A 13,046-nucleotide genomic window follows, 5' to 3' on the forward strand; every position below is an offset into this window, starting at 1 on the left:
ATCAGTCGCCTCCCAGTGTCTTTTCACGCTCAAGGACACGCACTGTGTCCCGTTCAATCTGCTGTAGCCTGTCGCGCTGCACGTTCTCGTGCGCGACTCTGGCCACCGCCTCGTCACGAGCCCGAACGTCCGGGCTTTCAGGCAACGTGACCGAAGAAGAACGTTCACTGGCCTTCTCATTATTCAGATCACGGACGAGTCCGTGGACAGCCTCAGCGTCTTCAGGAACCTGGTCGCCGCCGCGAGACAACGCGCGTACCGCCTCTTCTGCACGTTTCTCCATCTCCTGTCTCTGCAGGGCCTCAAGCGCCTGCTGTGCCAGGATCTCAGGCGGAATTTTTTCTCCCTGCTGCGTACCCACCCCTTCCGGCATGCTATCTGCCCAGACGCGTCCGCCGGTAATAGTCCCCGGATTCCAGGGGCGGCCCTCAGCATCATTGAGTCGCACCACCACGCCGCTTTGCGGGTTCTCCCGCGCCAGACGAACTGCCTCATCCATATCACGCGCCAGCAATGACTCGCCATTGCGACTTGCCTGCAGCCCGGCGAACGCCGCCGCCTCACTCCCCATGATGCGTCCTTCACCACCCAGCCCCTGAAGCTGCCCGTCACCGGAGGTCAGGGTACTGAGCCAGACACCCGCCGCCCTGCCGTTGTGGTCGAATGCGGGCAGCGCCACATGCGGCTGCGGATATTTACGGCCCGGGGAAATGAATTTCGCCAGAGTACTGTCAGCGGACAGCCCGGCCTGGCGCAGCGCTGCTCGTCCGGCCGGAACCTCGCTGAGTGCCTTCGCGGAACCGGCAAGGCGTCCGGCATTAGCCACTGCGCGATCGTTACGCGGCTCAAGGATGTCGTGTGCCGTGCTTTTGGCCTGTGATCTTTCCATTCTGGCCACCCATTTATCCCGGTTATCGGTATAGACCTGCGCGTGCTGTTTCATTCGGCTCAGGGCCACATAGGCCGACTCAAAGCTGACCATCTGCTCCCGTCCGCCCTCTGTGCCCTGCAGGGAGATGGAAAAGGGTTCACTGGCCCCCTGCGAACCGTGTACGGTGATGGCGTACGCCAGGTCGATATGCTGCTCAGCACGCTCCTGCGTGGGTGCGATCGTGCGGGTCTGTTTTCCGTCCGTCAGAGTGACACTGTCACCTTTAATATCACTTACCGTCCAGACGCTTTTGGCGACAAAGCCCCGCTCGTTGTCACTTTTGGAAAACCGCATCCGGTCACCGGTGGCTACCGCAATGGATTCCTGGCGATACAGGGTGACACCTTCGGTTGCAGCCTGTGCAGGCGACAGACTACGGGAACGGCCCTCTGCATCCTTCAGCGTTACCAGATGAGCATCCTTATCGAGCGCAACGACTTTGTAATAGGTACTGTCCAGCAGGACCATGTTACCGGCATGGTCCTCCCAGGTTTCCATCCGACGCAGCTCTCCGTCGCGAATGTTTGCAGGGGTCAGCACAGGCAGGGTAACCTCCTTTTCCCCCAGCTCACCTGCGTCTTTTCGCGCCTCATGGATCATGGTATTGAGTGCCCGGCGGTCATCGTTCAGGGCGGTGATGACAATGGTCTGTGATCGGGCCGCTGGTGTACGTCCGGTATAGTCTTTCACAATCGCTTCCAGCAACGTGGCGGGCTGATTACCCGGTGTTAATTCGCCCTTCTCAACCGCTTCTGCGATGGCCTTCTCCTGCTTGGGGGTAAACTCCATCACAGATCCTTCCGGCAGCCAGGCGCCAGGGCTGCGCGGTACCTGTTGCGGTGTGACGCTCTCTATCGTGGTCAGGGCACTGCCGATATTCCGCTCAATCAGGCTGTACACCGCGGGCCTCAGTGCCGGTGTCTGGCGGACAATCTCCTGCATCACGGCGGCGTCAATGGCGCTGCGTTTCTGCAGCAGGCGAAAGGGTTGTCCAGGCGCGATGGACTGCAGCTGATCGGTATCACCACTGGATACAGCGCGGCCGCCGCCGCCCGCGATCAGGCTGTAAGCTTTGGCCATATCGGTGTTCCCCACCATTGAGCTTTCATCTACCAGGAACAGCACGTTACTGAAATCAGGTTTGTCACCACCACGCAGCTGCTGCTGAGTGTCATGGATGAAGGCCGCAAGCGTCTGAGATTCCGGCACGCCTGCATCACGCATCTCACTCACCGCCCTGTGTGTGGGCGCCACGCCAATTACGCGCGGCCGAACACCCTCCGGCAGGCTACCAATGGCAGACATGACGGCGCGGAACTGCGTCGTTTTCCCCACGCCCGCATAACCCTGTACCAGGGTGAAGCGGTCAGCTGACGCCAGTATCATGTGCGTGGCATTTTTTTGCCCGTCCGTCAGACCATTCAGATGGTTATCCGGAACATGCGGCATAAGCGGTGTCACGGCACCTTTGCCCTCCAGTACGTGGCGGAGGATACTTTTCTCCGCGTTATACGCCTGGCGGGAAACAAGCAGCTGAACTCCGTTCCCTTTTGAAACGGGTACAGAGAGGAGCTCTCCGCTGCGCACCTGCCGATCCGCCTCAGTTTCAATCGCCTGCAGGCTGAGGGTTTCCTGTGCAAAGTCGTGCGCTGCCGCCATCAGCTGCGGCTTAGTAAACGCCAGCCCGTTGCTCTCGAGTGACGGTATGGCCAGATGAATGGCCTGCTGTTCCGGCGTGTGCAGGGCGACCTTCTGGTGTGCCAGCGCTTCGTCCAGATTGTCGCGCCCGGCCGCATCCTTCACCTGTGCGGTCACCACGCTCCAGCCTGGCTGACGGGACAGCTTCTCCTGTGTTTTCTGCTCAGACTGCGCGGAGTAGAGCCGCACCTGCGGACCGCTACGGGCCAGGTTGTTGAGCGTCGTGTTATCGAGCTCCCGTTGGGTCAGGGAGGCATAGACGGTGGCGCTGTCGCTCACTGAGCGCCCCGGCGATTCCACCCAGCCCTGTCCAACCTTTGGTGCCGAGAACAGGCTGTCTCCTGCAGGCAGCACAGTCTGCGTCTTCCTGCCCGGAAGGCTGACGCTGATGCCTTCCTCACCGATCGCCATTACAGTCACGGTATCACCGCCTTTCAGGTGCGAGCCCTGCGCCTGGCCGAGCACGGCCAGACGGTCGCCTTCTGCGACCTGCAGTGTGCCTGGACGATACAGCGACCAGCTGCTGTTCAGCTCCGCCAGGCGGGTCACCTGTGTCTCGCCCTGCACATTACGCAGGGTCAGGCTGTTATTGCGGGCCGTTACGCGGTCAATCACAAAGCGCTCCCGACTGCGTGTCTGTGCATCCCAGTGCTCCATCACCATTCCCTCACGATAATGGTCACGTACCTGCTGATGACGGCTGTCGAGCCAGACCGGTTCGACCGTGGTGATGCTGACCTCGCGCTCGCCCAGCACTTTTTCACTCTTAAGCGCCTCCCGGACGGTAGCGGTAAGCGCCGCCTGCTCACGCTGGCCGCTGATTTGCACCACGCTCTGGCCACCTGAACGCACATCCTGAGCAAAGTCGGCCGCCAGGCGATCGTAGCGCTGCCGACGGTCTGGCTCACTGATAACCGACACCTGTGTTTTCTCTCCGCCCTGCCAAGCATAGGTGTTCACGCCCGCTTCCTTCATAACAGTCAGTGCGCTACCCGTACCGGTCCGCTGGCCACTGTCAGTTACCAGCAGCTGGACGTTATGGCGCAGCGCGCCGTCGAGCAGCGTCAGCGTTTCTTTGAGCGTGAGTTTCTCTCCCTGATCGACAATCAGCGTGCTGCCGGGCATAAAGGTCATACCCTCCATCAGTCCGCGCTTGTCGGTAATGCGTTCGTTACTGAGACGCTCATCTGCGGTAAGGTTTGACGCTGAGCGTCGGTCCGCGGCAAGTATCTGAACCTCACGCCCCTGCTCGCGGGCCATCATGGCAAGTTCAGCCACCCTGTCACGCTGTCCGGCCGCGCCACCCTGTCCTGAAATGATGGCAACCGGAGAGCGATCCTGCATCAGAACGGTGACCGCATCACCGAAGGGCTGAGTGCGGGGAACACTTTTCCCTGCAAAGACATCTACACGCCCCTGTTGCTGCAAATCGCGCGCCAGTGCCGAGACCGACAGCTCATCGAGCACATGAATGTTGGACGTAAACAGCCCTTTTTCTTTATCGAGCGGAATAAGATGTTCGTTTTTAATGGCAGCATCGATACCGTTGCGCGCCAGCTCAACCATTCCATCTCGTGCAGGCAGTTGGCCAAGTGTGGTGCTCAGCAGTTCAGAATAGGTGAACCGGGCCCGGCGATCGCTCAGCAGGGCAATAGACTGACCAACGGTGGCATCAATATCCACCGGCCCGGAGTCCGTCACCTGAATGTTCCCCTGCAGCACACGCTGGTCTGCGGCCTCACGGTAGGCTTTGATATCAAACCCTGTCTCCTTCAGGGTTGCCATCCACTCGGTAAGACGCTGCTCCGGGTCAACCTTCTGCTTTGACCGACGGGTATCGAGCGCCGCCACATCGCGGGACTTCAGGGAGGCATCGTCCCCGACAGCCTCACGGATAGCCTTGCTGCGGCTGGAGTACGGTTCGGTCGGGACATCCTTCAGCTCCCACATACCGTGTTTGCCGACCGTCTGCGTCTCGTAACCCATCGCCGTAACGTCATCCTTCAACGCGGCACGATAACGTACACAACAGAACGGCAGGGCATCCCCTGCCGCCCGGCGTCAGTTGCTGAATACGTAACCCTCGAGCAATACATATTCACTGCTGAACAGGTCACGCGCGTAAGCTTCAAAATCGAAGTAGCTGCGCAGCAGCTCCGGCACCTCATTCAACAGGCCATTATCTTCCACCATATCCATAGCATAGTCCTCTTCACTCTCTGCTTCGCCCCGGTAGGCGTCCTCAAACGCGTCATAGTCACACTCGCCGGTATACTCCGCCCAGGCGATAAAAGCGGCTTCCCTGCCCTCTTCTTCGGCGCGTTTGTAAGCGGCGATAAAATCCCAGTCAATGGAGCATTCAGAGGCAAACTGTGACGGAATGCCCTCCCAGTCCTGAAACATAAATTCGGCATCCCATTCATCGGCATGCAACGCCTGGCAGGCTTCGTAAAAATCTTCACGGCCATCAAATTCCGTCAGGTCAAACCATTTACCGAAAATGCTGCCGCAGTTGTATTTATGGTATGTGCCGACGTAGACAGCGGGTGTGGTGGTTGATGTGCTCATAAATAATCCTCCGTGGTTAATGTCGTGTGCGTTCCGGCTTACGCCGTGCCGACACGACAGCCGGGCGAAAAGCGGAGGATGCAAGGGCGTCACCGAAGCCGCAGCGCAGTAAAAAAGCAGGAGCAGGCTGGACGGTTTGACGGCGAAAAATGAGCCGGAAAACGACGGGAAGACGGCGGATAATGCCTTTGAAATAAACTGCGACCGGGTGAAGGTGACGGCGTTTACGCTTCCCTTGCATCAGCCGCGGCCCGGCTACAGTAGAGGCACGGCGTTTGCCGCAGGCTGCACGGAACCTCTGTCAACGCGAAACCGGAACAACGTGGAGGGTGAGCCAGTAAAGTGGAGCGCCAGGGCGCGACATACTCATCCGCTCTTACCCGGCATAGCCCGGAGGGTGGCGCCGGCAAAACAACGGAGGCACCGACATCCTGATGCAAAGCAAAAGGCCGGAAGTTTCCCTCCCGGCCGTGTATCAGGCTGACAGCAATTTCTTCAGCAATTCGACATCTTCACGCCCCTGATTAATTCGCGCAGACGCCGGTTTCCCTACCTCCCATGCCAGCCCTTCCTGGTGATACAGCTCCCGTTCTGCATCGAGGACAAGGCGCGCGAGAACCGTCGCCGGCACAGTCACTTTGCGATTAATCGCCTCCCGGTGGCGTACCAGCAAATCACGCACCGACGCGCTGGTGACGCCTTCGTTGCGGTAGGTGCCCATTGCCGTATTACCAATGACTTCCTGTATGGCCGTGATTTCTTCGTCTGTGGGTGACAGCTCCCGGCACGCCACATGAACGCCCTCTTCTGTCCAGATTAGAATTGCCAGGGGTTCATCGTGGGTAAACATCCGCTGCAGCTCTTTACACAGTGATTCGCGTGTTCCAAACATATTCATTCTCCTTAAACCGGGCGGCCATCCGCCCGGCGGTAATCGATATCAGTCGCGGAAGCAGTCGCAGAACGCCAGCGCACGGATGTAGACACTTAAAAACTGCTCGTTAAGGCTGCGCAGAAAGTCTGCTGCCAGCGCATCGACCAGGCCCGGACAACCATCATGATACCTTTTCTCCAGCTCACGGATTTGCATCCTGAGTGAGTCCATGCTGTTCACCAGCTCCGACAGATCGGCGTGTAGCGGTTCATGCCCTGAATAATTCATCATGCAGCCTCCGGCAGTTCGTCATTCGCGGCAGGGGCCAGCATGGCACGACGAACCTGAGCCAGACGTCGCTGGCCCGCAGCGTGATATTCCGGCAACAGTTCGATCCCGACATACCGACGACCAGATAACGCAGCGGCAACACAGGTTGATGCAGAGCCCGCGAAGGGGTCCAGCACAATCCCGGCAGGCGAAGTAAACGACTCAATCAGCGGCTGGAGGCAGGAAACAGGTTTCTCCGTCGGGTGATGGCGGTTGCCGGTGTACTTCCAGTTCATTACATCCGGCAGCGGAGACGCCGGGAGCGGTGGGCGCCCTTTCGCCAGTACATAGGCGCTTTCATGGGCATAACCCACAAAGGCCGATTTCGAGGCATAAGGCTTGGCAAACACGATATGACCGACAATCCGGAACCCGGCGGCTTTCCAGGCGCCCACGAACTTATCGGCGGCATTCCAGCCATAAAAGCTGACCATCAGTGAATCGCGCTTCAGTACGCGGAACATCTGATCGCAGGCAGGTTGCAGCCATTCATCTGTTTTATCGCCAGCAATGCTGCGACCGGAACGATCGCGGTAGTTCACCAGGTAAGGCGGGTCAGTGAGGATAAAATCGACAGCCTCACCCGGGAAGCGGCTCATAATTTCCACGCAGTCACCCTGCATCAGTCGGGACATGGTATTTCTCCTTTCTCAAATGCGGCGCCAGTTACGCCGTGCCGATACGACAGCCGGGCGAAAAGTGGAGAATGCAGGGGCGGTGCCGCAAGCCGCAGCGCAGTGAAAAAGCCAACGCGGGCTGGACGGTTTGACGGCGAAAATTGAGCCGGAGAACGACGGGAAGACAGCGGATAAAGCCTTTAAACAAAACTGCGACCGGGTGAGGACACCGGCGTAGCGAACCCTTGCAGTCGAAGCGGCCCGGCTACAGTAGCGGCACGGCGTTCCCCACGATGGCAGGAACCGGGAAAGCAACCTATGTTCAGAACAGAGAACAGCGTACTTATCGGGATTTCGCATGCGAAATCTGCCACAGGAGAAACAGCATGTGCGGACGATTTACGCAGTACAACACACGCGGGGAGTATCTGGCCTTTATCGGCGAAGAAGCAGACCGGGACATTCCGTATGATCCGGAGCCCATTGGCCGCTATAACGTTGCGCCAGGCTCCCGGGTGTTACTGCTGAGTGAACGCAGCGCGCAGCTGCACCTCGATCCGGTTCACTGGGGCTATGCACCGGAATGGTGGAATAAGCCGGCACTCATCAACGCCCGATCGGAAACGGCCGCCAGCAGCCGGATGTTCAGACCACTCTGGGAGCACGGGCGGGCCATCGTATTTGCCGACGGCTGGTATGAATGGGTGCAGCAAAACGGCGTGAAACAGCCGTTTTTCATTTTCCGCCGCGATGGTAAACCACTCCTGTTTGCCGCCATCGGGAAGCGCCCTTTTGAGAACGGCAACGGTCAGGAGGGATTCCTCATCGTAACAGCAGCTGCAGATGAAGGATTGCTGGACATTCACGACCGACGCCCGGTTGTGTTCTCTCCGACGGCTGCACGCAGCTGGCTCACTGAAAGCCTCACCGGCAAGGAGGCGGAGGATATTGTCCGTGATGGAAGTCTTTCTGCTGACGACTTCATATGGCATTCCGTCAGTCGCGCTGTCGGCAATCCGAAAAATCAGGGACCAGAGCTCATCGTGCCACAGCCTCAGTGATCCGGGATTTATCGGTATCCACACACAGGGTTATGCACCATTTCTGTGGATAACTACAACTCTTTTTGGCTGCCTTTCAGGCTGTTACTGGAAACCTCATTCCAGGATCTTGCAATTCATCAACCTGATAATTAATACTGTATATATAATCAGTGTTAATTATGAAAGGTTACCTATGCTGCAGTTCATACAGGCCGCATCATCCCCGGATTTACTCGCATTTCCGCTCTACCTTGAGCGCTGCCCGGCAGGTTTCCCAAGCCCGGCCCAGGATTATGTCGAGGCTGAGCTGGATCTCAACGAGTACTGTATTCAACGGCGTAGCTCGACCTATTTTGTTCGCGCACTGGGTGACTCGATGACCGACATTGGCCTCTGTTCGGGGGATTTGATGATCGTGGATAAAGCCGAGAAAGCGCAACATGGCGATATTGTCATTGCTGAAGTTGATGGTGAGTTCACGGTCAAGCGCCTGCTCCTGACGCCTCGTCCTGCGCTGCAGCCGATGAACCCGGCCTACCCAACCCTCTGGCCCGATCCGGAATCGTTACAGGTTTTCGGCGTTGTCACGGCCTTCATCCACAAAACCCGGGGCAGCAGTTAATGTTTGCCCTGGCGGATGTGAACAGCTTCTATGCCAGCTGTGAAAAGCTCTTCCGGCCGGACCTGCGCCACACGGCTGTCGTCTCGTTGTCCAATAACGACGGCTGCGTTATTGCCCGCAGCGCTGAAGCGAAACGGCTGGGGATTAAGATGGGCATTCCGTGGTTCCAGCTGAAGGCTATGCAGTTTCCTGAAAGGGTCGTAGCCTTCTCCAGCAATTACGCGTTGTATGGAGACATGTCAGCGAGAGTGATGGCGCATCTGGAGGAACTGTCACCGCGGGTCGAGCAATACAGCATCGACGAGATGTTTCTGGATATCGGCGGTATCGACAGCTGTATCAGTTTTGAGGACTTCGGGCGCCAGTTGCGCGAGCACGTAAAATCAGGGACAGGGTTGACGATCGGCGTGGGGATGGGACCTACAAAAACGCTGGCCAAAAGCTGTCAGTGGGCAAGCAAGGAGTGGCCACAATTCGGAGGGGTGCTGGCGATTTCGCATGCGAAATCTGAGCGGGGAAGGAAGCTCCTGTCACTGCAGCCGGTAGAAGAAGTCTGGGGGGTAGGCCGACGGATAGCGAAGAAGCTGAACGCTATGGGTATTAAAACTGCGCTCCAGCTGGCCCAGACGAATCCCACATTCATCCGTAAAAACTTCAGCGTGGTACTGGAGCGGACTGTTCGGGAGCTGAACGGAGAGAGCTGCATCAGCCTGGAAGAAGCTCCGCCGCCGAAACAACAAATCGTGTGTAGCCGGTCATTTGGGGAGAGAGTTACCGCGCTTTAGGGGATGCGTCAGGCAGTATGCCAGTACGCAGAGCGAGCTGCAGAAAAACTTCGCGGAGAACGTCAGTACTGTCGACATATCTCGGTATTTGTTAAAACCTCACCCTTCGCGCTCAGTGAACCTTATTACAGCAACCTGGCCAGCGAAGCACTTATCACCCCTACGCGGGATACCCGGGACATTGTGGCTGCGGCGATGAAGTGTCTGGAGCGCATCTGGCTAAATGGCCATCGATATGCAAAAGCGGGCATCATGCTAAATGATTTTACCCCCACAGGTGTATCGCAGCTGAACCTGTTTGATGAGGTCCAGCCACGCCCGGACAGCGATGCGTTAATGAAGGTGCTCGACGGTATTAATCATTCGGGGTTGGGGAAAGTGTGGTTTGCAGGGCGCGGTGTTGCGCCGGAATGGCAGATGAAACGGGAGATGCTTTCACCTGCATATACGACACGCTGGTCAGATATTCCTGCTGCGAAACTGGCGTGAAATTTTGGCGATTTCACCTTGAAATTCTCAACCTAGACCTTCTAATTACAATAACTTAGGTACGAAATCGCCATGGCGAAATTATTGACTCAAATTTCTGTCAAGGACCTCATTGATAGCCTTGTCCAGCTCATCCTGAACCACTTTTGACATACGACTAAACTCATAAGTCAGCGTGCGTCCTTTCACACGCTTGCGCGCGAACTTGTCCTTTTCTTCAAAGGACCAGAGTGGTGAAATCACTGACTTTTCCTTGGGTGGTGGCGCTATCAAGGTCTGAGATGCCTGAGAAATCAGCTTCAGTATACTGGCTTTCTGTTCGTCCTCTGGTCGCTCGTAATCACTCAAAATTGCATCGTGCTGATCTGATACAGACTGAATGAGCTCTTCAGACGTTAAGCCTTTTTCACTGAGTTTTTCATTAACCTCTAAAAGAATTTTGTAGTCACTAAATGACAGCTCCGACTGAACAGGGAACAGTGAAATCAATACTTGTGGTACTGCCGCCGCCTGCAGCGCCCTTGTGACCTTAGCCTGGGATAACCCCTCCAGTTCAGCAATTTCCTTTTGATTGAATCCGGACTCTTTCAGAGCTAACAATCTCAGGCCAATCTCCCGAAGGTTATGCTCTTTGGCTGTCTGGATATCTTTAGCCAGTTGGCGAGCTTCATCAGCAGATAAATGTTCATCGGTAACCATTACATCAAGGCCGGTACGGATATAAATCGCAGAGGCTCGCCGCCTTGAACCATCCAGTATCTCAATCCTTTCACCTTGCTGAATACCAATACAGGGGAAGAACTGCTGAAACTTAATCGTCTGGATAATGGATTTAAGGGACTCCCTGGTCAGAGCAAGTTGATCTCTTCCGTTGTTTTCCTGGTTTACGAAGGTCTTACTTTCAACGTCAGGTGCAGGTACCCGAACAAACCTGAACGTTACCTTCCTGCCGGTTTTTAAGGTAAAAACCTGGCTTCTCCCGGTGTCAGTCATCTCGACCATTGACGCCTGAGTATTTAACTGTCTGCCGATGGTTTTTCTTTTCTCATTCGACATCACATACCTCCGTTAGTACGAATGAACTCAATGCGGTCAAATACTGCCTTCGCAAAGTCTTCCGCTGCTGATTTTGCGCTTTTGAGCGCCTCTGTGCTTCCATCATAGGTCGCTGGGTTTGCAGAAATAACTGTGTCAAAAGTTTCCCCACAGCGTTCGAAACCATCCAGCCTCGGCAGAACCATGTCGAGCATATCGGCACCGAATACCTCTTTGGCCTGACTATGGCAAATTTTGTGATCAGACTTGTTCAGGATTTTGGACATGAAACCGACATTACCGATGAGATTGCAGGTATGCCCATCCAGTTCGATCGAATCAATGAGGGCAGGGAGGCTGGCCACAAACTTCAGGGAAGAATGAAAATCAACCGTCGCCGGTGGAAGTGGGGTCAACATCAGATCTGCCGCTCCAATGCAGTTTTTCAGGAACGCATCAAGGTGAGGACCGCTATCAAGGAAAATAAAGTCGTAGTCATGCTGGAGCTTGTCGATAATGTTCTCTTTAAGCACTGCATGAATATTTTTCCCCGGCAGATGTTCTTCGCACAATCCCTTCCAGCCTTCAGCAAGGAATGCATCGTCAATGGAAGCGGGAATTACATCAACGCCCGGGATAATTGACGGCACTATAAAATCGGAAAGTAATTCTTCACGAGACACGTTCTGGAGCATAGCCTGAGCAGCCGTATTTTCAACCAGGCCCACTGAATTCTCATGGCTCAGGAACATGGTCAGAGATGCCTGCGGATCGAAATCGATGGCCAGAATACGCAGGTCCTCGAACAGAAGCTGAGGATGAGCCCGGAAAGCATGTGATAATGAAGCGGTAGAAACTGTCTTGGAACCACCACCTTTAAGATTACATACAAAAATCGTGAAGGCTTTATCGAAGCGATCCCTGTACTTAGGTACTTTTCGATGGAAATACAGATCGATGACATTTTGAATCGTCATTGCGTACTTCATCGTATTGCCGGAAGGTTTCTTTTTGAAAATGTAGCCACCGGCCTCCATTTCGGCCACAGCATACTCCACACTGCCTTTGCTGAGCTTAGGCAGCTTATACAGGGCGGCTTTGCTGTATTCCTGATAGAACTCGGTAAGCTTCAATTCTTCTTTTTGCTGGCGGATACTTTCGCTCAGAGATGTCAGAAGTTTACCTGCACGTGTGGCGACTTTCCGTAACTGCTCAATATTTTCCATTTATCACCTCATGATATTTTTTGTCATTTTGAACAAAAAGAATCATGTTGCAAGAAAAAAATCATATTGTTTTGATTTCGATCTCAACGAGGAGGAGTGCTCAGCGTAGCTCAGCTCAGTGCGCTGGTATGGCTGTAGAATTGCTTGCAAGCGTTCCTTGTTACGTAAAATCCGCACCAGCCAAAACGAAAAGGTTGCTCTGACCATCTGCACAAAAAATGACAAAGAGCCTTGTTAACAGGTCTTTTCTGAGGCACTATTAAGACCTGTTAAATAGTCTTTAAAGGTACCGTATGCCAAACATCATTCTGACAGACACAAGCGCCAGTGTTAGCGAATTGAAGAAAAATCCCATGGCTACAGTCAGTGCCGGTGATGGTTACCCCGTCGCTATTCTTAATCGCAACCAGCCAGCCTTCTACTGTGTTCCCGCAGAACTGTACGAGAAGATGCTCGATGCGCTGGATGATCAGGAACTGGTGAAACTGGTAGCCGAACGCAACAACCAGCCACTACTCGATGTAGATCTGGATAGATATCTATGACTTATACGGTCAAATTCAGGGAAGATGCGCTGAAAGAGTGGCAAAAACTGGATAAAGTCATTCAGCAACAGTTTGCTAAAAAGTTAAAGAAGTGCAGTGAAAATCCTCATATTCCCTCTGCAAAGCTGCGTGGAATAAAGGACTGCTACAAGATAAAATTACGTGCGTCTGGTTTTCGCCTGGTCTATCAGGTTATAGACGATCAATTAATTATCGCTGTTGTTGCCGTAGGTAAACGCGAAAGAAGTGATGTTTACAATCTGGCAAGCGATCGAATGAGATA

Annotated in this window: 10 protein-coding genes and 2 pseudogenes; 5 read left to right on the plus strand and 7 right to left on the minus strand. The window is 54.9% G+C overall.

Annotated features, from left to right (window positions below):
• Nucleotide 1: 1 nt before the first annotated feature.
• The 5 genes and pseudogenes from traI to RTU33_RS19600 form a co-directional block, all read right to left on the minus strand.
• Nucleotides 2-4,648 (minus strand): annotated as a pseudogene (gene traI / locus RTU33_RS19580) (conjugative transfer relaxase/helicase TraI); the annotation flags it as partial.
• Between the two features lie 42 nt (nt 4,649-4,690).
• The gene (locus RTU33_RS19585; RefSeq protein ID WP_312629587.1) at nt 4,691-5,197 is read right to left on the minus strand and encodes an antirestriction protein ArdA; all 507 of its coding nucleotides are present in this window, start codon (nt 5,195-5,197) and stop codon (nt 4,691-4,693) included.
• Nucleotides 5,198-5,672: 475 nt separating this feature from the next.
• Entirely contained in the window at nt 5,673-6,089 is a 417-nt protein-coding gene (locus tag RTU33_RS19590) for a DUF1380 family protein (protein WP_312629589.1), read from the minus strand.
• Between the two features lie 48 nt (nt 6,090-6,137).
• Nucleotides 6,138-6,362, minus strand: a complete 225-nt coding sequence (locus tag RTU33_RS19595) for a hypothetical protein (RefSeq protein ID WP_312629591.1) — start codon at nt 6,360-6,362, stop codon at nt 6,138-6,140.
• Nucleotides 6,359-7,036, minus strand: coding sequence for a DNA methyltransferase (locus RTU33_RS19600; protein WP_312629593.1), 678 nt, complete (start codon nt 7,034-7,036; stop codon nt 6,359-6,361). Before RTU33_RS19600 ends, RTU33_RS19595 begins: the two co-directional genes overlap by 4 nt.
• 368 nt (nt 7,037-7,404) lie before the next feature.
• On the opposite strand from RTU33_RS19600, the gene RTU33_RS19605 reads away from it, so the two are divergent.
• The 3 genes and pseudogenes from RTU33_RS19605 (at nt 7,405) to RTU33_RS19615 (ending at nt 9,957) form a co-directional block, all read left to right on the plus strand.
• On the plus strand, nt 7,405-8,079 hold the full coding sequence (locus RTU33_RS19605; protein ID WP_312629595.1) for an SOS response-associated peptidase family protein: 675 nt from the start codon (nt 7,405-7,407) through the stop codon (nt 8,077-8,079).
• A 178-nt stretch (nt 8,080-8,257) separates the two neighbouring features.
• A complete protein-coding gene (gene umuD, locus RTU33_RS19610) occupies nt 8,258-8,683 on the plus strand; it encodes a translesion error-prone DNA polymerase V autoproteolytic subunit (RefSeq protein WP_409438265.1) in 426 nt (141 codons plus the stop codon).
• Nucleotides 8,683-9,957: pseudogene (locus RTU33_RS19615) on the plus strand (Y-family DNA polymerase). Before umuD ends, RTU33_RS19615 begins: the two are co-directional and overlap by 1 nt.
• Nucleotides 9,958-10,038: 81 nt before the next feature.
• On the opposite strand, the gene RTU33_RS19620 reads toward RTU33_RS19615, so the two are convergent.
• Together RTU33_RS19620 and RTU33_RS19625 are read right to left on the minus strand one after the other, a co-directional pair.
• A complete protein-coding gene (locus RTU33_RS19620) occupies nt 10,039-11,013 on the minus strand; it encodes a ParB family protein (RefSeq protein WP_312629599.1) in 975 nt (324 codons plus the stop codon).
• Nucleotides 11,013-12,218 (minus strand): AAA family ATPase, encoded by a 1,206-nt coding sequence (locus RTU33_RS19625; protein WP_312629601.1) that lies wholly within the window; start codon nt 12,216-12,218, stop codon nt 11,013-11,015. The genes RTU33_RS19620 and RTU33_RS19625 overlap by 1 nt, the downstream gene beginning before the upstream one ends.
• A gap of 293 nt (nt 12,219-12,511) precedes the next feature.
• Here RTU33_RS19625 and RTU33_RS19630 point away from each other — a divergent pair, with 293 nt between their 5' ends.
• Nucleotides 12,512-12,763 (plus strand): type II toxin-antitoxin system Phd/YefM family antitoxin, encoded by a 252-nt coding sequence (locus RTU33_RS19630; RefSeq protein ID WP_312629602.1) that lies wholly within the window; start codon nt 12,512-12,514, stop codon nt 12,761-12,763.
• On the plus strand, nt 12,760-13,046 hold a 287-nt coding region (locus tag RTU33_RS19635; RefSeq protein WP_312629603.1), incomplete at its 3' end, for a type II toxin-antitoxin system RelE/ParE family toxin. The genes RTU33_RS19630 and RTU33_RS19635, both read left to right, overlap by 4 nt.

The organism is Scandinavium sp., from assembly GCF_032012665.1.
Taxonomy (GTDB): Bacteria; Pseudomonadota; Gammaproteobacteria; order Enterobacterales; family Enterobacteriaceae; genus Scandinavium.